The sequence below is a fragment of the Herbaspirillum huttiense genome, assembly GCF_047300815.1.
In the GTDB taxonomy this organism is placed as follows: Bacteria; Pseudomonadota; Gammaproteobacteria; order Burkholderiales; family Burkholderiaceae_D; genus Herbaspirillum; species Herbaspirillum huttiense_A.
Genome location: NZ_CP178608.1, coordinates 2,119,280 through 2,139,602, shown reverse-complemented (window position 1 = coordinate 2,139,602; position 20,323 = coordinate 2,119,280). Strand labels below are relative to the sequence as shown.

Sequence of the window (20,323 nt, the reverse complement as noted above, 5' to 3'; positions counted from 1 at the left end):
CCATTCCATGTTCAAGTGGCTTCTCGAAAATAGCTTACGAAACCGGCTCCTGGTCATCATCGGGGCGCTGGTGCTGATGGCGTATGGCGCGTTCACCCTGACGCGCACGCCGGTAGATGTCTTTCCCGATCTCAACAAGCCGACCGTCACTCTCATGACGGAGGCTGGCGGCATGGCTGCCGAAGAAGTCGAGCAACTCATCACGTTCCCGCTCGAAACGGCCATGAACGGCCTGCCCAGCGTCGAAAGCGTGCGCTCGGTCTCCAGCGCCGGGCTTTCCTTCATCTACGTGACATTTGACTGGAAGACCGACATCTTCCGGGCGCGCCAGATGGTCTCCGAACGCCTGACGTCCATGGAGGAAGGGCTAGCCCCGGGCGTGACGCCCACTATGGGGCCAATCAGCTCAGTGATGGGCGAGATCATGCAGATTGCAATCCCCATCGGTGCCAAGCCCTCAGGGCAGAAGAACGCAGCCCCGCCGCTGTCGGCCATGGACACTCGCGAGTACGCGGACTGGGTGCTACGCCCCCGGCTGATGGCCATACCTGGTGTTGCCCAAGTCATCCCGATCGGAGGCGAGGTCCGTCAGTTCCAGGTCCAGCCCAACACCACGCGAATGTCAGAGCTGGGCGTGACTGCGTCCGATCTGGATGCGGCTCTCAAGGGCTTCTCCGCGAACACTTCCGGCGGCTTCCTGGAGATCAATGGCCGCGAGTACCTGATCCGCAACCTGGGCCGCACGTCCCGACTCGACGACCTGCGTAACCTGCCTCTCGCGGTGCGTGCGGGCCAACCCATCCTGCTCCACCAGGTCGCCGATGTTCAGTTTGCGCCAGCCATCAAGCGCGGCGATGCGGGCTTCGAGGGCCTGCCAGCCGTGATCCTGGGCATCCAAAAGCAGCCCACGGCCGATACGATTGCACTGACCCGCTCGATCGAGTCAGCGTTGGCGGACATGAAGGGCTCACTGCCGGCTGGCATGGCCGAGCCACAGGTGACCTTCCGACAAGCCAACTTCATCGAGGCGTCCATCAGCACGCTGCAAGGCAAGCTCATCGGCGCATCGGTCTTCGTGGCGGTGATCCTGTTCTTCTTCCTGGGCACTTTGCGCCCCCTGGTGATCGCGTTGACCGCGATTCCTGCCTCGATCTTCGTGACCGGGCTGGTGTTCCACTATTTCGGCCTATCAATCAACACCATGACGCTCGGTGGGCTGGCGATCGCCATCGGCGGTCTCGTGGACGATGCTGTGGTCGATGTGGAGAACATCATGCGGCGGCTCAAGGAGGACCGCACCCGCCACCCTGAGAACCGGCTGACGCCCCTGGTCATCGTTGCCAGGGCCTCGATGGAGGTTCGCTCGGCGATTCTCTACGCCACGATGATCATTGTGCTGGTGTTCCTGCCCCTGTTCGCGCTGCCGGGGATGGAGGGGCGCTTGTTCGTGCCGCTGGGCATCGCCTTCATCGTCTCCACGCTGGCCTCGCTGCTGGTCTCTGTGACGGTCACTCCGGTGCTTTCGTACTACCTGCTGCCCAAGATGAGGACGCTGGACCATGGCGACACTCGGCTTCTAGCCTGGTTGAAGACGCGCTATCAGGGCGGCCTGCAGCGGGTCTTGCAGCGGCCGCGTGCCGCCCTTGGCATGGCCGCTGTGGCTGTCACACTGGCTGTCGCCGCGGTGCCATTCTTCCCGACCACGTTCCTGCCCCCGTTCAATGAAGGAACGTTGCTGGTGGGCCTGCGCCTGAATCCCGGTGTGACGCTGGCCGAATCTTCGGCGCTTGCCCAGCAAGCCGAGCTGCTGGTCGCGCAGGTGCCAGAGGTGCAGCACGTGGGCCGGCGCAGCGGACGGGCCGAGCTGGACGAGCATGCCGAAGGCGTGCATGTCAGCGAGCTGGACGTGGGCCTGCTGCCCGCCTCGGAGCTAAAGCGCTCCATGGAGGAGATCACCGCCGACATCCGTTCGCGTCTGGCTCACTTGCCCGGCTCCATCGGCATTGGCCAGCCGATCTCGCACCGCATCGACCACATGTTGTCGGGGGTGCGCTCGCAGATCGCCATCAAGGTGTTCGGCGAGGACCTGGACGTCCTGCGCGGGCAGGCGGATCTGCTGCGCGCCAAGCTGGCCGGAATTCCGGGGCTTGCTGACCTGGAGATCGAAAAGCAGGTCCTAGCGCCGCAGATCAAAATCCGCGTGGATTATGCGGCGGCGGGACGCTACGGCGTGGCCGCACCGCAAATTCTGTCCACGCTGCAAAGCCTGGTCGAAGGCGAAAAGATCACCGAGGTCATCGAGGGCAACCGCCGCTTCGCGCTGGTGGTTCGCCTGCCCGAGCAGGCGCGGTCGATTGAGGGCTTGAGCCGCATCCTCATCGACACGCCCATGGGTCGGGTCCCGTTGTCGCGCCTTGCCACCATCGAAGACAGCGACGGCCCCAACCAGGTCAGCCGCGACGATGGCCGTCGACGCATAGTTTTGTCGGCCAACGCTCAGGGACGGCCGCTGTCCGAAGTAGTGGCCGACATACGCAGCGTCGTCCAAGAAGTGCGCTTGCCCGAAGGCTACTTCATCACGCTGGGCGGCCAGTTCCAGGCACAAGAGGAAGCCTCGCGACTGGTGGGCCTGCTGTCCATCGTCTCCCTGACGCTCATGTTCGTGGTGTTGTACACGCGCTACAAGTCGGTCGTCCTATCAGCGCTCATCATGGTGAACATTCCATTGGCCCTGGTCGGCGCCGTGTTGGGGCTGTGGCTGTCTGGCCAGCCGTTGTCCGTGGCCGCCCTGGTCGGCTTCATCACGCTCGCGGGTATTTCTGTGCGCAACGGCATCCTGAAGGTGAGCCACTACCTCAACCTCATGCGCATGGAGGGCGAGGACTTCGACCAGAAGATGATCGTGCGTGGCTCGCTCGAACGGCTTTCCCCGGTTCTGATGACCGCGCTGGTCACGGCCTTCGCGCTGGCCCCGCTGCTGTTCGAGGCGTCCCGACCCGGTACTGAGATCCTGCACCCCGTCGCGGTGGTGATCTTCTCGGGGCTGGTCAGCTCCACGCTGCTAGACACCTTCCTTACACCCGCCATGTTCTGGCTGTTCGGCCGCAAGCCTGCCGAACGCCTGCTGGACGACCGCGACGCGGAGGCATTCTGATGCAACGCCTTCTGTCACCCGATTTCAACCACCGTAACCCTATAGGAGCTTTCATGTCTGTTCGATTTCGTTCCCTCACGGCCGGCACCGCCCTCGCCCTGGCATCCGTCACCGCCTTCGCCGCAGGCGACCATGACCACGCGCATGACCACAAGCCGCTGCATGGTGGCGTCGTGACCGAAGTCCGGGACGTGGACTACGAGTTGGTCGTTCAGCCCGCAGCAGCGCAACTCTACCTGCGCGACCACGGCAAGCAGGTCAATGTAAGCAACACCAAAGCCAAGCTCACACTGTTGACCGGCTCACAAAAGCAGGAGGTGCAACTCACGCCTGCCGCGGACGGAAGCCGCCTCGAAGGCAGCGGGACCTTCGCCGCAGCCAAGGGCACGAAGGCCGTCGTCCAAGTCGAACGTGGGGGCAATACCGCGAGCGCCCGGTTCGTTCTGCCGTAGTGTTCAACGTGATCGTCAGGGAACGAGCTGTAATCTGGCGACCACCTGACAAAAGGCGCGACATAGGCGCTCACTATTTCCTCAAAAACTTTGGAGATGTAAATCATGGAAATGCATTTCGACGTCATTGTTATCGGTGCCGGCCCAGGCGGATACATCGCGGCCATTCGCGCTGCCCAATTAGGCATGAAGGTCGCTTGTGTAGATGCCTGGAAGAACAAGGACGGAAAGCCAGCACCTGGCGGCACCTGCAACAACATCGGTTGTATCCCTTCGAAAGCGCTACTGCAGTCGTCAGAGAACTTTGAACAAGCCAAGCACCACTTTGGCACGCACGGCATCTCCACGGGTGATCTGCGCATGGATGTGACCACGATGTTGGAACGTAAGAATCAGGTCGTGAAGTCCAGCAACGAAGGCATCCTTTATCTGTTCCGCAAAAACAAGGTCCAGTTTTTCAACGGCCTGGCGTCTTTCACCAGGACTGTCGATGGTGGCTTCGAGGTGAGCGTCGCCGCCGATGAGGCTGTTACCTTGGTGGGCAAGCAGATCATCGTTGCCACAGGCTCCAACGTGCGGCCACTCCCCAACCTACCGTTCGATGAGCGGGTCGTGCTCTCCAACGACGGCGCGCTGGACATCGCGGCCGTGCCCGATCGGTTGGCCGTCATCGGTGCCGGCGTGATCGGCCTGGAGCTGGGCTCCGTTTGGCGCCGCCTGGGGGCGGATGTCACGATCCTCGAAGGCTTGCCCAGCTTCCTGCCAATCGTCGACCAAGCCATCGCCAAGGAGGCGAAGAAGGCGTTCGACAAGCAAGGCCTGAAGATCGAACTAGGTGCGAAGGTTCGCGAAGTCAATGCAACCGAGGCTGGCGTGACTATTCACTACACCGACAGCCAGGGCCAGACGCAGTCCTTGCAGGCAGACAAAGTGATCGTGGCTATCGGCCGTGTGCCCAACACCGAAGGCCTGAATCCGGCCGCCGTGGGACTCCAACTGGATGAGCGCGGCGCCGTGCTGGTGGACGATGAATGCCGCACCAGTGTGCCCGGCATCTGGGCCATCGGTGACGTGGTGCGTGGCCCGATGTTGGCGCACAAGGCGGAAGAGGAAGGTGTCGCAGTGGCCGAGCGCATTGCCGGCCAGCACGGTCACGTCGATTTCAATACGATCCCCAACGTCATCTACACCAGCCCAGAGATTGCCTGGGTAGGCCGCACCGAGCAGCAGCTCAAAGAGCAGGGCACCGCCTATCGAATCGGTTCCTTCCCGTTCATGGCCAATGGCCGCGCGCGTGCGCTGGGCGACACGCCGGGCCTCGTCAAGGTGATCGCCGATCCTGCCACTGATGAGATACTCGGCGTGCATGTGGTCGGCCCGCAGGCCAGTGAACTGGTGGCCGAGGCCGTGATCGCCATGGCGTTCAAGGCCAGCAGCGAAGACATCGCCCGCATCTGCTTTGCCCATCCGACCCTCTCCGAGACGTTCAAAGAGGCCTCGCTGGCCGTGGACAAGCGCGCGCTCAACTTCTGATTGATCGGAAGCGGCATCCAAACCACCTCACCGAACGCAGCTGCGGGCGGTGGGGCGCATATCGCCATGGAACGTAGGCCACGCCGCAACGGCATGCTATGCCCAACAGTTACTCGTCGTTGTGGTCTTCCGCGATGTGGGTGGCCATATCCAGCAGCACCTGGTTCACGTGCTTGTCCGCCACCTCATAGAAGATCTGTTTGGCTTGGCGCACGCCCTTGACCAGGCGAGCACCGCGCAGCAGCCGCAGGTGGTGGCTCACCAGCGACTGCGAGAGTTCGAGGGTTTCAGCGATGTCCCCGACCGAGGAAGAGCCTTTCATGCAGCACAGCATGATTCTCAGCCGGGACGGGTCACCCAGGAGGCGGAATGTCTCAGCCAAGATGGTCACGTCATTCTGTGACAGCGATTCCAAATCGGCGCTGGGACCCTTCGGTGGGGTACTGAATGGCTTACTTGTATTCATTTTTAAAATATTTCCTAACCTCGAATGGCTGTTTTCGCCCTTCAGAATTAACAAGGCAGCGGCCGCTTAGGCGCGCGCAGCAAAGAACCAGTGCGAGCCTGGCAGGCAAGGCCTCCGTTCCCCGTGCACCGGGTCATTTCTGAAACCTGACAGCATCCGAAAAAGCGCTTGACCTTCCCACGATGGTAAACCCTAAGCTCCCTCCATGTCGAATTTCAACTATGGGAAGCACACCATGAGCATGGCAACAACGAGTAGTGCTGGCGCCCAAGCAGCGGCAATCAGCCTGCCCATCGAGGGCATGACCTGCGCAAGCTGTGTCGGCCGAGTCGAGGCCGCCCTTGCCAAGGTCGAGGGCGTGGCAAGCGTGTCTGTCAATCTCGCCACCGAGCGAGCGGACATTCGCCTGAACCGTCCTGTCGATCGCATGGCGCTGATCCAGGCGATCGAGAAGGTAGGGTACGACGTGCCTCAGGGCACCATCGAGCTGGCGATCGGAGGCATGACCTGCGCTTCGTGCGTGGGCCGCGTCGAGAAGGCGCTCAAGGCGGTGCCGGGCGTCACTGAGGCTGTGGTCAATCTGGCGACCGAGCGCGCTACCGTGCGTGGCGTAGCATCCGTGCAGGATCTGATTGCTGCTGTCGATAAGGTCGGCTACGAGGCCAGCCCGGTCGATACAGGCATGCAGGCCGACGAGGAAGCTGCCGAGAAAAAGGACGCCGAGCGCGCCGAACTCAAGCGCGACCTGACCCTGGCCGCCGTGCTGGCGCTGCCTGTGTTCGTGCTCGAAATGGGCTCGCACATGATTCCCGGCATGCACGAGTGGGTGGCTTCCACCATTGGCATCCAGCAGAGCTGGTATCTGCAGTTCGTGCTGACCCTGCTGGTGCTCGCCATTCCGGGCTGGCGCTTCTATGAGAAGGGCTTCCCGGCGCTGTTCCGCCTGGGTCCCGACATGAACTCGCTGGTCGCGGTCGGCACGGCCGCGGCCTTCGGTTATTCGATGGTCGCCACGTTCGCGCCCAGTCTGCTGCCGGCCGGCACGGTGAACGTGTACTACGAGGCGGCAGCCGTCATCGTGGCGCTGATCCTGCTGGGCCGCTTTCTTGAGGCACGGGCCAAGGGCCGCACCTCCGAGGCCATCAAGCGCCTGATCGGCCTGCAGGCCAAGGAGGCGCACGTGCTGCGCGACGGCCGCATCGTGGACATCCCGATCAACGACGTGGCGCAGGGCGACATCGTGGAAGTGCGCCCCGGCGAGCGCGTGCCGGTCGATGGTGAAGTGACCGAGGGCCGCAGCTTCGTGGACGAGTCGATGATCACCGGCGAGCCGATTCCCGTCGAAAAGGCGGAAGGCAGCACCGTGGTCGGCGGCACCGTCAACCAGAAGGGTGCGCTGACGCTGCGTGCCACCGCCGTGGGCGGTCAGACCATGCTGGCGCAGATCATCCGCATGGTCGAGCAGGCGCAAGGTTCCAAGCTGCCGATCCAGGCCGTGGTGGACAAGGTGACGCTGTGGTTCGTGCCCGCCGTCATGCTGGCCGCGGTGCTGACCTTCCTGGTCTGGCTGGTGTTCGGCCCGTCGCCCGCGCTGTCCTTCGCGCTGGTCAATGCCGTGGCGGTGCTGATCATTGCCTGCCCTTGCGCCATGGGTTTGGCGACGCCGACCTCCATCATGGTCGGCACGGGCCGGGGCGCCGAGATGGGCGTGCTGTTCCGCAAGGGTGAAGCCCTGCAACTGCTCAAGGACGCCAAGGTGGTGGCCGTGGACAAGACCGGCACGCTGACCGAGGGCCGCCCGGTCCTGACCGACCTGGAGATTGCCGACGGCTTTGACCGCAACCAGGTGCTGGCGAAGGTCGCCGCTGTCGAATCGCGCTCGGAGCATCCGATCGCACGCGCCATCGTCGAGTCGGCCGTGGAAGGTGGCATCGCGCTGCCGACGATGACAGACTTCGATTCGGTCACGGGCATGGGCGTGCGCGCCACCGTGGACGGCGCGCGTGTCGAGGTCGGTGCCGATCGCTTCATGCGTGAGCTGGGGTTGGACGTGGGCAGCTTCGCTCGCACGGCCGAGCGCCTGGGCAACGAGGGCAAGTCACCGCTGTACGCCGCGATCGACGGCCGGCTGGCCGCCATCATCGCGGTGGCCGATCCGATCAAGTCCAGCACGCCCGCGGCCATTGCCGCGTTGCACCAGCTCGGCCTGAAGGTGGCGATGATCACCGGCGACAACGCGCGTACCGCGCAGGCCATCGCCAAGCAACTGGGCATCGACGAGGTGGTGGCCGAAGTGCTGCCCGAGGGCAAGGTCGAAGCCGTGCGCCGGCTGAAAGCCAGCCACGGCCAGATCGCCTACGTGGGCGACGGCATCAACGACGCCCCGGCGCTGGCCGAGGCCGACGTGGGCCTGGCCATCGGCACCGGCACCGACGTGGCGGTGGAGTCGGCCGACGTAGTGCTGATGTCGGGCAACCTGCAGGGCGTGCCCAACGCCATCGCGCTGTCCAAGGCGACCATCGGCAACATCCGCCAGAACCTGTTCTGGGCGTTTGGCTACAACACGGCCCTGATCCCGGTGGCCGCTGGCGTCCTGTACCCCGCATACGGTGTGCTGTTGTCGCCGATCTTCGCGGCTGGCGCGATGGCGCTGTCCAGCGTGTTCGTGCTCGGCAACGCGCTGCGCCTGCGCCGCTTCCAGCCGCCGCTGGCGGCGGATACCGCTCATTGAGAAAGGAGGAACACCATGAACATCGGTGAAGCATCCAAGGCCTCGAAGGTCTCGGCCAAAATGATCCGCTACTACGAGCAAATCGGTCTGATCCCTCCGGCTGACCGCACCGATTCGGGCTACCGCGCCTATACCCAGGACGACGTTCACCGGTTGCATTTCATCCGGCGTTCGCGCGACCTCGGCTTCTCGGTGGCCGAGATCACGGACTTGCTGGGACTGTGGAATGACAAGTCGCGCCAGAGTGCTGATGTAAAGCGTCTGGCCCAGCAACACATCGACGAGTTGGACCGGCGCATCGAGAGCATGCTGGAGATGGCCGCGACGCTCAAGGCGCTGATCCGGTGTTGCGCCGGCGACGAACGGCCCGACTGCCCGATCCTGCACACGCTGGAGCAGCCCGATATCAGTGACAACAAGCCCGAAGCGCGCACTGGCGCAGTGCCGCGCCGCGCGCGAGCCAACGCAGCAGGAAAAAAGCCGTGTGCGCACTGAGCAGCCAGGAGAGATATGCCCAAAATCACCGTCTTGCCCCATCCTGAACTGGCGCCTGAGGGAGCCGAACTGAACGTGCCAGCAGGCACTTCGATCTGCGAGGCCCTGCTGGACAACGGCATCGAGATCGAGCATGCCTGCGACATGAGCTGTGCCTGCACGACCTGTCACTGCATCGTGCGCAAGGGGTTCGATTCTCTAAACGAAGTCGAGGAATGCGAGGACGATCTGCTCGACCGGGCCTGGGGACTGGAGGCGCAGTCGCGGCTGAGCTGCCAGGCCATCGTTGCGACCGAAGACCTGACCGTCGAGATCCCCAAGTACACGATCAACCATGCCAAGGAGAACCACTAGGAGCCTGCGTGCTGCCTCAGGCGCACCGGCCTGCGGCAGGGTTGCTCTGGCAGATGGAGGACTGACGGCATTGCCGCCAGATAACCAACCCGTGGGCCAGACCAACCCGCGAGCCAGGTGTCTACACTCCCTTTGCACGGTCGTCGGTTAGGCTGGAAAGGTCATCAACGTCCTTAAATCCGTGACGGCCGGCCCATGGAAAGTCCCACAGGAGAAGTCCTGCATGTCTGCGCCCAAGCTAGCCACGCTCTACCGAATGGTCATGCCCGGCCATACCTGCCCCTACGGGCTGAAGTCGCTCGATCTGCTCAACCGCAAGGGCTACGAGGTCGAGGACAAACACTTGGCAAGCCGCGAGCAGACGGATGCGTTCAAGAAGGAGCATGGCATCGAGACCACGCCCCAGGTCTTCATAAACGGGCGGCGCGTGGGCGGCTACGACGACCTACGCAAATTCTTCGGCATGTCCGTGAAGGACAAGAACGCCGTGACCTAGACCCCTGTGATCGCGCTGTTCGCCACGGCGGCCGCAATGGCGCTGGCGGCGAGCTGGGCGGCCTTCGGCCAAGTCTAGAGCATTCAGGCGGCAGAGTGGTTCGTGGCCTTTGCCATGTGCCTCCTGGCGCTGCAGAAGCTCAAGGACGTGGACGGCTTCGCGACGACCTGCTGGCCAAGCGCTGGGTTCGGTATGCCTATTTCTACCCGTTCGCGGAGGCCATCGCAGGCGTCCAGATGGTCGCGGGCGTGGGGATGTGGGTGTCGATTCCGTTGGCGCTGTTCATCGGGACCGTCGGGGCCGTGTCGGTTTTCAAGGCGGTCTATGTCGATCGCCGGGAACTCAAGTGCGCCTGCGTGGGCGGGGACAGCAACGTGCCGCTGGGCTTCGTGTCCCTGACCGAGAACCTGATGATGGTGGCGATGGCCCTGTGGCCAAGGTCGGCCTACCTTGGGATGCACTGAGCGCCGCGCCAGGTACGGCGCAGCGCACGTGCTCGCATCGGCCGTCCTGTGTGCATGCCGGCCACGATGCGGTGTTACTGCGCGCGCGGCGGGAAGCCAGCTTCGCTCAGGGCCGCGGCGATCTGCTCTTGCGAGGCCGAGGTCTGGACCTCGACACGGCGGGTCGGCGGGTCCGTGACGATCTTGGCGTTGGGGTCGATCATTTGGATCGTTTTCGTCACAGTGCGGGCGCAGCCGCCGCAGGTCATGTCTTCGAGATGGAATTGCATGGAAAACTCCTTTCGGGTTGGGGTGTTTGAAGTGTGCTCCTTGCCACCGTTGGAAGGTCAATCGCTATTTGCATCCCCGCCACACCAACCGGCCGAATGCTCATAGGGGCAAGGCCGTGGTGCTCTTTACGCGATCCAGCACGAAGCTGGTCTTGCAGTCCTGCACGCTGGGGTGCTTGAGCAGCGTGTCGAGCACGAAGCGGGAGTAGTGAGCCATGTCCATGACGACCACCCGCAGCAGATAGTCCATGTCGCCGGTCAGCGCATGGCACTCCACAACCTCTGGCCAGTTCTGGACAGACGCGCGGAACACGTCCATGGGATTGCGCTTGTGCGAGTCGGAGTACTGGGCCGACTTCTACACGAAGTTCTTCAACTTCCAAGAGATCCGCTACTTCGACATCAACGGCGAGTACACCGGCCTAGCCTCCAAGGCGATGAGCGCGCCGGACGGCCTGATCCGCATCCCGCTGAACGAGGAAGCACGCCAGGGCGGCGGCCAGATTGAGGAATTCTTGATGCAGTTCAGCGGCGAGGGCATCCAGCACATCGCCCTGCTGTGCGACAACCTACTCGATGCGCTCGACCGCGTGCAGATGGCCGGTATCCCGCTGCTGACCGCCCCCAACGACATCTATTACGCAAACTTGGAAAAGCGCCTGCCCGGCCATGGCCAGCCCGTACCCGAGTTGCAGGCGCGCGGCATTCTGCTCGACGGCACGACCGAAGGCGGCCAGCCCCGCCTGCTGCTGCAGATATTCTCCGAGCCGCTGCTTGGCCCGGTGTTCTTCGAGTTCATCGAGCGCAAGGGCAACTACCGCGAGGGCTTCGGCGAAGGAAACTTCGGTGCCTTGTTCGAGTCGATGGAACGCGACCAGATCAACCGTGGCTCGTTGGAAATCAACCCGGCCTGATTTGGGCCTTTCCATGAAGGCAGAGCGCCTTCAGTCCTACATCTCGCGAGCCCCTCTGTGGGCTCGCGCTACTTTGGCGTCAGTACTGCCTTAGCCGCTCAAGCATTGAGCGGGTTGGCTTCGGCGTCACGTTCCGAAACAGTTGCTACCGCCCTTGACTTGAGTTAATACATGAACATATGTATTCTTATTCAGATACACCGATGGCCTTTTTCCTCGCCCTGAAGAGGGACCCAGCACTACGTCGCCCCCTCTAAGCGCACTTCGGCAGCAATGCGCCGTGGCCAACCCAATGACCAGGATTGCTGAAGGACGTGCCCATGGAACTTCGTCATTTGCGCTGCTTCGTGGCTCTCGCCGAAGAGCTGCATTTCACCCGTGCTGCGGAGCGCTTGCACATCGAGCAGCCGCCGCTGTCCCGCACGATCAAGGAATTGGAAGACGAACTGGGGGTGCTGCTCTTTGACCGCGATCGGCGGGGAACGCGGTTGACGCCAGCGGGCACCACCTTCCTTCAGGACATTCGCAGGCTGTTCACCAACCTGGAGCAGGCACGAGAAAACGTCAGGGCGATCGCCGCAGGCCTAAGAGGCAGCGTGCGCATCGCCATCTCCGATGGCGCCATCGACCCGCGGCTGTCTGCACTTCTTGCCCTGTGCCGCCAGGAGGAGCCGGAGATCGAAATACGGCTCTCCGAGGTCACCCTGGCGGAACAGTTGCGGGGACTGCGATCCGGCGACTTCGCGATCGGTTTCGCACACACCGCGGACGTCGGCGACGGACTGGTGACGGAGCCCATCTGGCAGGACCCGCTGGTGGTGACCGTGCCGATCCGGCACCCGTTGCTGGCCCACAAGGAAGTGTCGCTACGTGAACTCGTGAGTTACCCGCTGGTGATGTGCGATCCGCAGCTTTGCGAGGGCTACTGCCGCGAATTGACCCGGCTGCTACATCCCCTGGAGCGCGAGTCCACCATCGTTGAGCATGTCTCGTCGCTGGACATGATGCTCACATTGGTCGGAGCTGGTTACGGCATCGGCTTCGCAACGGCGACCCGAATCGCGGCGTGTCAACGTCCCGACGTGGTGATCCGGCCGTTGGCGCTCGATTCGGCCGTCATCATCACCTACCTGCTTCGGCCCGAAGGCGGTAGCGGACTATCCGCACCCGTAGAGCGCTTCATCGAGCGTTTGCGTTCGCCAAAGAGCGATTAGCTACGACGCCTGCGCCACATCCGGCGTCACGCATCGCCCTGAAGGTAGAGGTTGCGCTCCGTGGCCGTCATCAGTTCGGCCGAGCTGATCTTGAGAGCCAGGGAAATTTTTAGAATGAGAGCGAGTGTCGGCATGTGCTCGCCGCGCTCAATCTTGCCCATGTGCGAGCGCGCGATCCCCGCCAAGCCCGCGAACTCATCCTGAGCAATCCCCTGAGCCAGGCGAGCGGCTCGCACCGCTTGCCCGAACGCCAACGCCGGTGCGGACTCATAGGTGGTTACTCCGGCGGGCCGTCCAGGCCGAATAGTGCGCTTCTGCATTCGCAGAAGCGTCATGGAATCACTGATCTTTAACCACGTTAAAGATATCTCTTGAGTATGATGTCGGCTGCTCTTTTCGATCCCGTTGCCTCTTGGGGGCATCCATGCACAACGCCATCAGACCGTCCCCGAATTTCACACTCGCCATAGCGCCAGGTGTGCCGTCTTCACGGCTGTCGGCGCTGCTTGCACTGCAGCGAGCGCACGAGCCGGGTGTCGCGATCGCCGTGCGTGAAGTTTCGGATCAAGAGCTGGTAACGGGCCTGCATGAGGGCCGCTACGACGCGGGGCTATCTCTTAGCAGTGCGGGGGATCACCTGACGAGTAGCCGGAGGCTGTGGTGCGAAAGCATGGCCGTCGCGATACCACCGCGGTTCCGTTTGGTTGATCAGGCGAAGCTCACCATCTCCGATCTTCAGGACTATCCAATCTATCGCTGGCAGGCGGAGGCTTGTCCCTTGCTGGACGAGAGGTTGGCCTCCCTGATGCCAGTGGACCAAGAGAACATCCTGCCTGCAACTTCATTCGAGATGATGGCGCTGTGGGTTTCAGCCGGCTACGGCATCGGCGTATGCGCGCAATCGCGCATCGAGCGTGCCCATCAATGGGGGGTAAGCATGCGACCGCTCGCCGATGGCCCCTATGAGATCGTGACGTACCTCCAACGGCCCCACGCGCAAGCAGATTCTGCTGCCAAGCGTTTCGAGCGCAGGGCGCTGCAGATCGCCGAGGCAGGCGCCCTGTAGCAGGCACTCCTATAGGCCGGAGCCGTCTCATCCCGGCCATAGGTTGCAGCATGGGACTAGACCGGACTAGACCCCTTCAAGCACCGCTGCGCTGTCCACCAGTCGGCGGACGCTCTGCCGCACGTCCTCGGGGATGGGCCGCGGGGCAACGGCCTCGGGCACATCCGCATGGTGCTGGTAGTCGCCCATGAGAACCCGGATGATTGCGGGCACGTTCGTTGGCGTGACCGCATCAATGGCCGCACGATCACCCAGGTCGGGGTGAGGCTGGGTCAGCATGCGGTACAGGTCCCACGAATCGGCGTGCGGGCATTGGTTCATGAGCACTTGGGCCAGCTTGTGCTTGAGCGGCACCAGTTGCCAGTCGGGAACCCGCTGCCCCCGGTTGCCCAGGCTGATCGACAGCAGCTTGCCCGCCTTCAGCTCGCGGTTGATCTGGTCCTTGGACTTCCCGGCCAGCTTGCCGAACAGCGGGACCGGCAGATTGTTCGGCGACTCGTAGATGGCCAGCATTTCCTCGCGCTCGCGCTGGATCGCGGAGACTTCCGGCTCCGGGGCATGCACCGGAGGCGGCGGCACCTGCGACAGCCGCTGGAACATGATTCCGCCGCTGTTGGGGGTCACGACGATAGGCGTGGCCACCACGGGCGGCACGCCGGGGACAACAGGCTCAGCAGTCGTGGAGACCGCGCCCACCACTTCCTCCACTTCCGCCATTGCCGGCACCCCGTCGATACGGATGGTCAGATGCGCGCTCGCGGCTTCGACTTCACCCTGTTCGAGCAGGTCAAGACGGTCTGCCCAGTCCTGCATCATGCGACGCCGAGGCTCCACGTACTTGGCGTGGTTGTAGGCCGAACTCACCTTGTTGGGGTCGGAGTGCGAAAGCTGAGCGTCCACCCAAATCTTCGGGTATCCGATCTCGTTGAGCGCGGTCGAGATGGTGCCGCGGATGCCGTGGCCGGTCAGGCGCCCCTCGTAGCCCATGAGCTGCACGGCCTTGTTGAGGGTGTTCTCGCTGATGCGCTTCTTGAGTTCGCTGCGATGCGACAGCAGGTACTTCTGCGCTGGACGCATCACGCCCAGGAGATAGCGCACGATCTCGATGGCCTGCAGGGACAGGGGCACGATGTAGGGCGGCACGTCCTGCGGCCGCTTGCCGGCCTTGCGCATTTCGTCCTGGAGTTGCTTGACGACCTGCGGCGGGATGATCCACAAGCCGCGGTCGAGGTCGAATTGCTCAGGCTCGGCCAGGCGCAACTCGCCCGTGCGCACCCCCGTCAGGAACAGCAGCCGGACGCCAAGCTGGGTCTGCCAGCCCCGGGGGTTGTAGCGCCGGAGCTTCTGAAGGAACTCGGGCAGCTCGGGCAGGTGCAGATAGGGGTTGTGGGCCACCGGGGGCTTGGGCTCGGCCACCACGTCCAGGTCCGCGGCCGGATTGACTTCCAGCCCTTCGGCGATGACCAGGGCATAGCGGAACATCTGGTTGAACCAGGTGCGGACCTTCTCGGCGGTGGTGAACGCCTTGCGTTTCTCGATCGCCGCCACGACGCCCACGAGCTGGGGCCGTCGAATGTCGTAGATCGACATCTTCCCCAGGGTAGGCAGCACGTCCTTGTTGAAGATGCGCAGGATCTGCGAAAGCGTGCTCTGACGGCCTTCCTTGAGTTCCTTGCGGCGATGCTCGACCCAAGCATCGAAGACGTTCTTGAAGGTGTATTCGCCCGCCAGCTTGGCCGCGTGCCGGCGCTGGTCGCGTTCGATTTGGGGATCAATGCCCTTGGCGAGCAGAACCTGAGCCTTGTCCCGCTCGGCGCGGGCCTCGCGCAGACTGAGGGCGGGATAGCCACCCAGGGACATGCGCTTTTGCTTGCCCAGCCAGTAGTATCGGAAGATCCACGACTTGCCGCCTGCGGCAGAGACCATCAGGCCCAGGCAGTCGTTATCGGAGAGGGTGTAGCGCTTGCCGGTGGTTCTTGCCTGCCGGACTGTCAGATCAGAGAGTGCCATTTCGAGGCTCCTAAGTTATGACTTAGGCCTAATGCTCGTCATGGTTCCCGCTCAGCCCCAGCAACTATCCGGTAGCCGTCCCAACCGTATTCTTGTGCCTCAATTGGTCACTCAAAAACGGTAGCTGTGGGTGGATTTCCGTGGCGCTCGCTGGAATGAAAAAAGGGGCCAAAGCCCCTCTTTTCAACGACTTACAGACGTCAGTAGAAGTCTGTAGATCACTATCTGGAGCGGGAGAAGAGTCTCGAACTCTCGACCTATACCTTGGCAAGGTATCGCTCTACCAACTGAGCTACTCCCGCATGGAGCGTTTTGGAGGCGGGGGTCGGGATCGAACCGGCGTAGACGGCTTTGCAGGCCGCTGCATAACCACTTTGCTACCCCGCCTTGGGGACACGCATACTACCTAAAACACGTGTTGTTTGCAAACATCTTTTTTGACTTTTTATCGACTTGCGCCGCAGCCAAACTTTCAATGCTCGCTCACCTATCACAATAAAAAAAGGAAGCTTTTTCAGGCTTCCTTTTTTCCAAGTAACTTGGAGCGGGAGAAGAGTCTCGAACTCTCGACCTATACCTTGGCAAGGTATCGCTCTACCAACTGAGCTACTCCCGCATCGAAAACAGAACGCTATTATAAGGCGCCGTTGGTATTTGTCAACTATCGATCTTAATTATTTAATTATTTTTTTCTGTTCCCGGCATCGGCTTCCCTGATCATCGGCATGGCGCGGCGCAGGTAGTACAGCATCGACCACACCGTCAGCACCGCTGCCACCAGCAGCAGCAGGCTGCCCCACAGTCGCGTATCGATGAAGCCGAACAGGCTGTCGTAGTACAGCAGCATGGGGATGGCGATCATCTGGGCGGTGGTCTTGATCTTGCCCAGCGAACTGACCGCCACCGACTTGGAGGCGCCGATCTGGGCCATCCATTCACGCAGCGCCGAGATGGCGATCTCGCGGCCGATGATGATGAAGGCGATCACCGGATGCACACGGTCCAGGTGCACCAGCACCAGCAAGGCGCCGGTGACCATGAGCTTGTCGGCCACCGGGTCGAGGAAGGCACCAAAGGCGGAGGTCTGGTTCCAGCGGCGCGCCAGGAAGCCATCGAACCAGTCGGTAGCGGCCGCGACGATGAACACGGCCGTGGCGGCGATGCCTTGCTCGTAGCGGTTCAGCCCGATCTCAGGCAGGTAATAGACCCCGACGACCAGAGGAATGAGCGCCACCCGCAACCAGGTCAGCAGAATCGGAATATTGAAGGGCATACGTCTTGGTGGGTTGGAGCGGCGTACACGAAAAAAAATTTACCGAATAGTAGCAGAGTCGTCCCTTGCTGCGCCCGCCTTTACGTCGGCGCGCGCAGCAACGGGTCATCAGAGGCGAAGAACTCAATGCAACTGGCGATAGATTTCTTCGGCCAGCTGGCGCGAGATGCCTTCCACAGAGGCCAGGTCATCCACGCTGGCATCGACCACCCCGCGCAGGCCACCGAAGCGCACCAGCAGGCGCTGGCGGCGCTTGGCACCGATGCCCTCGATCTCTTCCAGGCGCGAGGTCTGACGTGCCTTGGCGCGCTTGGCGCGCATGCCGGTGATGGCGAAGCGGTGTGCTTCGTCGCGGATCTGGGCGATCAGCATCAGCGCGGCCGATTCCTTGCCCAGCTCCTTGGGGGCACGGCCATCGGCAAAGACCAGGGTTTCCAGGCCGACCTTGCGCCCTTCCCCCTTGGCTACGCCGACGATGAGACTGATGTCCAGGCCCAGTTCGGTCAGCACCTGGCGCGCCATCTCGACCTGGCCTTTGCCGCCGTCGATGAGGACGATGTCCGGCATCACGCCCTCGCCATTGGCGACCTTCTCGTAGCGGCGCGTGAGCACCTGGCGCATGGCGGCATAGTCATCGCCGGGCGTGATGTCGTTGATGTTGTAGCGACGGTATTCACCGTTCTGCATCGCATGGTGATGGAACACCACGCACGAGGCTTGCGTGGCTTCACCTTGCGTGTGGCTGATGTCGAAGCATTCTGCGCGCAGTTCGTCCAGATCTTCACGTTCCAGTTCCAGCACCTCAGCCAAGGCACGTGTGCGGGCCTGCTGCGAACCCTGCTCGGACAGCAGGCGTGCCAATGCGATCTCGGCCCCCTTGGCGGCCATTTCCAGCCACTGGCGACGCTGGCCCTGCGGCTGGAAGGTCAGCGTGATGCGGTGGCCGCACTGCTCCATCAAGGCCATCATCAGCGCCGGATCATCGAACTCGGTGCCGACGATGAGCGAGCCGGGAATGAACTTGTCGATGTAGTGCTGGGCCAGGAAGGCCTTGAGCACTTCCACTTCGATGCTGTCCTCGGCGGTGTCCATCGCATCATCCACGTGCGTAGGAAAGTAGGCGCGGTCGCCGAGATGGCGGCCGCCGCGCACCATCGCCAGATTCACGCAGGCACGTCCGCCCTGCACCGTCACGGCGATGATGTCGATATCGGCGTCGCTGACCGTCTCCATGCTCTGCTGGTGCAGCACGCTGGAGAGCGAACCGATCTGGTCGCGCACCGCAGCGGCCTGTTCGAACTTCAGGTCGGCGGCGAAGGCGTGCATCTTCTGCTCCAACGCTTCCATCACTTCGCTCTGGCGGCCGCGCAGGAATTTGGAGGCGTTCTCCACGTCGAGTGCGTAATCCTCGCGGCTGACCAGGTTCACGCAGGGACCGCTGCAGCGGTGGATCTGGTGCAGCAGGCAGGGCCGCGTGCGGTTGGTGAAGACGGTGTCTTCGCAGGTGCGCAGCAGGAACACCTTCTGCAGGATCTGGATCGATTCCTTCACTGCCCCGGCATTGGGGAACGGGCCGAAATACTGGCTGCGCTTGTCCACCGCGCCGCGATAGTAGGCCATGCGCGGGAAGGCGTGGCCGGTGATCTTCAGGTAGGGATAGGACTTGTCGTCGCGAAAAAGGATGTTGAAGCGCGGACGCAGCGTCTTGATGAGATTGTTTTCCAGCAGCAGCGCTTCGGCCTCGCTGCGGGTGACCGTGGTTTCCAGGCGCGCGATGCGCTCGACCATCATGGCGATGCGCGGGCTGGTCAGGGTCTTCTGGAAATAGCTGGAGACGCGCTTCTTGAGGTCGCGCGCCTTGCCCACGTAGAGCACGTTGTCTTCAGCGTCGAAGTAGCGATAGACACCCGGCAGGTGCGGCAGCCGGGCAACCGTCTCCAGCACGACTTCACGCGGATCGGGGAGCGGGGATGCAGGAATCTCGGACATGAGCGAAAGCGAAGAACTTACAGCGACTGCACCAGCGCGCGGGCGGCCAGGTAGCGCGGATCGGCTTGCAGCGCATCCCAGGCCAGCGCCTCGCCACAGGGCAGCAAGGTCGCGCGGCGCGCGGCAGAGGCGGCGTCGGTGCCGCCCTGCAGACCGGCGAGAATGGCATCGGCCTTGTCCGGCGAATTGCAGATCAGCGCCACATCGCAGCCCGCATCCAGTGCCGCCTGTGCGGCCTGCAGCGGACCACCGGCGACACTGGCACCGTGCATGCTGAGGTCATCACTGAAGATCACCCCCTGGAAACCGAAACGCTCGCGCAGCATCGAGAGCCAGACCTTGGAGAAACCGGCTGGTTGCGCATCCACCTTGGGGTAGATGACGTGCGCCGGCATCACGGCGGCCAGGCTCATGCCCAGCCAGTCATAGGGGGTGGCATCGTCGCCGAGGATCTCGTCGAGGCCACGCTCATCGACCGGAATGGCCACGTGAGAGTCGGCCGTGACGAAACCATGGCCGGGGAAATGCTTGCCGCAATTGGCCATGCCCGCCAGCGCCAGGCCGTGATTGAGGCTCTTGGCCATGAGCGTGACCACACGGGGATCGCGATGGAAGGAACGGTCACCGATGACGCTGGAGACGCCGTAATCCAGATCCAGCACCGGGGTGAACGACAGGTCGATGCCACAGGCGCGCAGTTCGGCGGCCAGCACGAAGCCGGTGGCCGTGGCCACCTTGGTGGCTTGCAGCACGTCGCGATCCCACAGCTGGCCGAGCTGGCCCATGGCCGGCAGGCGTGTAAAACCATCGGTGCGGAAACGCTGCACGCGGCCGCCTTCGTGGTCCACGGCGATCAGGACGCCGGGACGCGCCTGACGAATGGCAGCGGTCAGCGCAAGCAGTTGTGCGCGGTTTTCATAGTTGCGGGCAAACAGGATGACCCCGCCCGTCAGTGGGTGCTGGAGGCGCGCGATATCGGCGGCGTCCAGCGTGGTGCCGACCACGTCCAGCATCACCGGACCGAGCGGCTTGACGGCTTGATTCATGACTTCTCCACGATGACAAAGGCGACGGCGTATTCCACTTCGTCGGTGACGGAAACCTGGGCGCTCAGACCCTGCTCTTCCATCCATTCTTGCAAGGCGCCGCTGCAGACCACCACCGGCTTGCCGCTGGGCGCGTTCAACACCTGCATGGCACGCCAGGTCATGGGCATGCGCATGCCCATGCCGATGGCCTTGGAAAAGGCTTCCTTGGCGGCGAAGCGGGTGGCCAGGAAGCGCACGCCGCGCGCTTCCACCTTGGCCTTGCGGCGCAGGTATTTTTCCATTTCCTGCGGGCCCAGGATCCTGGCGGCAAAGCGGTCGCCATGACGCCCCAGGGTCGCCTCCAGGCGCGAGATCTGGAGGATGTCGGTACCGATGCCGTAAATCATGCGGCGCG

General features: G+C 63.0%; 16 protein-coding genes, 3 tRNA genes and 3 pseudogenes. 10 read left to right on the top strand and 12 right to left on the bottom strand.

Annotated elements, in window-relative coordinates; all coding sequences use genetic code 11:
• Positions 1–7 precede the first annotated feature (7 nt).
• The 3 genes from ACLRDN_RS09820 to lpdA all read left to right on the top strand — a co-directional run bounded on the left by ACLRDN_RS09820 (position 8) and on the right by lpdA (position 5,139).
• Positions 8–3,154 carry an efflux RND transporter permease subunit gene (locus ACLRDN_RS09820; RefSeq protein ID WP_012614056.1) on the top strand — a complete coding sequence of 1,049 codons (3,147 nt, stop codon included), beginning with the start codon at positions 8–10 and terminating at the stop codon, positions 3,152–3,154.
• Between the two features lie 53 nt (positions 3,155–3,207).
• Positions 3,208–3,606, top strand: a complete 399-nt coding sequence (locus ACLRDN_RS09815) for a hypothetical protein (protein WP_015912828.1) — start codon at positions 3,208–3,210, stop codon at positions 3,604–3,606.
• A 105-nt stretch (positions 3,607–3,711) separates the two neighbouring features.
• Positions 3,712–5,139 (top strand): dihydrolipoyl dehydrogenase, encoded by a 1,428-nt coding sequence (lpdA, locus tag ACLRDN_RS09810; RefSeq protein WP_015912827.1) that lies wholly within the window; start codon positions 3,712–3,714, stop codon positions 5,137–5,139.
• Positions 5,140–5,248: 109 nt separating this feature from the next.
• Here lpdA and ACLRDN_RS09805 read toward each other — a convergent pair whose 3' ends face one another.
• Positions 5,249–5,605, bottom strand: a complete 357-nt coding sequence (locus ACLRDN_RS09805) for an ArsR/SmtB family transcription factor (protein ID WP_015912826.1) — start codon at positions 5,603–5,605, stop codon at positions 5,249–5,251.
• A gap of 235 nt (positions 5,606–5,840) precedes the next feature.
• Between ACLRDN_RS09805 and ACLRDN_RS09800 the strand changes: the two genes are divergently transcribed.
• The 4 genes and pseudogenes from ACLRDN_RS09800 (at position 5,841) to ACLRDN_RS09785 (ending at position 10,145) form a co-directional block, all read left to right on the top strand.
• Positions 5,841–8,336: a heavy metal translocating P-type ATPase gene (locus ACLRDN_RS09800; protein WP_017511447.1), complete on the top strand. Its 2,496-nt coding sequence runs from the start codon at positions 5,841–5,843 to the stop codon at positions 8,334–8,336.
• Positions 8,337–8,351: 15 nt separating this feature from the next.
• Positions 8,352–8,831 carry a Cu(I)-responsive transcriptional regulator gene (gene cueR, locus ACLRDN_RS09795; protein ID WP_012614052.1) on the top strand — a complete coding sequence of 160 codons (480 nt, stop codon included), beginning with the start codon at positions 8,352–8,354 and terminating at the stop codon, positions 8,829–8,831.
• Between the two features lie 15 nt (positions 8,832–8,846).
• Entirely contained in the window at positions 8,847–9,185 is a 339-nt protein-coding gene (gene fdx, locus ACLRDN_RS09790) for an ISC system 2Fe-2S type ferredoxin (RefSeq protein ID WP_012614051.1), read from the top strand.
• A gap of 223 nt (positions 9,186–9,408) precedes the next feature.
• A pseudogene (locus ACLRDN_RS09785) lies at positions 9,409–10,145 on the top strand (MauE/DoxX family redox-associated membrane protein).
• Between the two features lie 74 nt (positions 10,146–10,219).
• Here ACLRDN_RS09785 and ACLRDN_RS09780 read toward each other — a convergent pair.
• Positions 10,220–10,414: a heavy-metal-associated domain-containing protein gene (locus ACLRDN_RS09780; RefSeq protein ID WP_012614049.1), complete on the bottom strand. Its 195-nt coding sequence runs from the start codon at positions 10,412–10,414 to the stop codon at positions 10,220–10,222.
• A 100-nt stretch (positions 10,415–10,514) separates the two neighbouring features.
• A pseudogene (locus ACLRDN_RS09775) lies at positions 10,515–10,763 on the bottom strand (Lrp/AsnC ligand binding domain-containing protein); the annotation flags it as partial.
• Between ACLRDN_RS09775 and ACLRDN_RS09770 the strand changes: the two are divergent.
• Positions 10,759–11,328 (top strand): annotated as a pseudogene (locus ACLRDN_RS09770) (4-hydroxyphenylpyruvate dioxygenase family protein); the annotation flags it as partial. The pseudogenes ACLRDN_RS09775 and ACLRDN_RS09770 overlap by 5 nt on opposite strands.
• A gap of 320 nt (positions 11,329–11,648) precedes the next feature.
• Positions 11,649–12,542, top strand: coding sequence for a LysR family transcriptional regulator (locus tag ACLRDN_RS09765; protein WP_012614048.1), 894 nt, complete (start codon positions 11,649–11,651; stop codon positions 12,540–12,542).
• A 26-nt stretch (positions 12,543–12,568) separates the two neighbouring features.
• Here ACLRDN_RS09765 and ACLRDN_RS09760 read toward each other — a convergent pair whose 3' ends face one another.
• The gene (locus ACLRDN_RS09760; RefSeq protein ID WP_024082527.1) at positions 12,569–12,862 is read right to left on the bottom strand and encodes a helix-turn-helix domain-containing protein; all 294 of its coding nucleotides are present in this window, start codon (positions 12,860–12,862) and stop codon (positions 12,569–12,571) included.
• Between the two features lie 104 nt (positions 12,863–12,966).
• On the opposite strand from ACLRDN_RS09760, the gene ACLRDN_RS09755 reads away from it, so the two are divergent.
• A complete protein-coding gene (locus tag ACLRDN_RS09755) occupies positions 12,967–13,608 on the top strand; it encodes a substrate-binding domain-containing protein (RefSeq protein ID WP_012614047.1) in 642 nt (213 codons plus the stop codon).
• Positions 13,609–13,674: 66 nt separating this feature from the next.
• Here the strand turns inward: ACLRDN_RS09755 and ACLRDN_RS09750 are convergent, their stop codons facing one another.
• From ACLRDN_RS09750 to acpS, 8 genes are all read right to left on the bottom strand, one after another.
• A complete protein-coding gene (locus ACLRDN_RS09750; protein WP_012614046.1) occupies positions 13,675–15,618 on the bottom strand; it encodes a tyrosine-type recombinase/integrase in 1,944 nt (647 codons plus the stop codon).
• Positions 15,619–15,844: 226 nt separating this feature from the next.
• A tRNA-Gly gene (locus ACLRDN_RS09745) sits at positions 15,845–15,920 on the bottom strand.
• 11 nt (positions 15,921–15,931) lie between these two features.
• Positions 15,932–16,005: transfer RNA gene (locus tag ACLRDN_RS09740), tRNA-Cys, on the bottom strand.
• 153 nt (positions 16,006–16,158) lie between these two features.
• Positions 16,159–16,234, bottom strand: a tRNA-Gly gene (locus tag ACLRDN_RS09735).
• A gap of 66 nt (positions 16,235–16,300) precedes the next feature.
• Entirely contained in the window at positions 16,301–16,891 is a 591-nt protein-coding gene (gene pgsA / locus ACLRDN_RS09730; protein WP_039786370.1) for a CDP-diacylglycerol--glycerol-3-phosphate 3-phosphatidyltransferase, read from the bottom strand.
• A gap of 123 nt (positions 16,892–17,014) precedes the next feature.
• On the bottom strand, positions 17,015–18,880 hold the full coding sequence (gene uvrC, locus ACLRDN_RS09725; RefSeq protein WP_413459946.1) for an excinuclease ABC subunit UvrC: 1,866 nt from the start codon (positions 18,878–18,880) through the stop codon (positions 17,015–17,017).
• 17 nt (positions 18,881–18,897) lie between these two features.
• Positions 18,898–19,926: a beta-N-acetylhexosaminidase gene (nagZ, locus tag ACLRDN_RS09720; RefSeq protein WP_413459945.1), complete on the bottom strand. Its 1,029-nt coding sequence runs from the start codon at positions 19,924–19,926 to the stop codon at positions 18,898–18,900.
• The gene (acpS, locus tag ACLRDN_RS09715; protein WP_034332931.1) at positions 19,923–20,315 is read right to left on the bottom strand and encodes a holo-ACP synthase; all 393 of its coding nucleotides are present in this window, start codon (positions 20,313–20,315) and stop codon (positions 19,923–19,925) included. Before acpS ends, nagZ begins: the two co-directional genes overlap by 4 nt.
• Between the last annotated feature and the right edge of the window lie 8 nt (positions 20,316–20,323).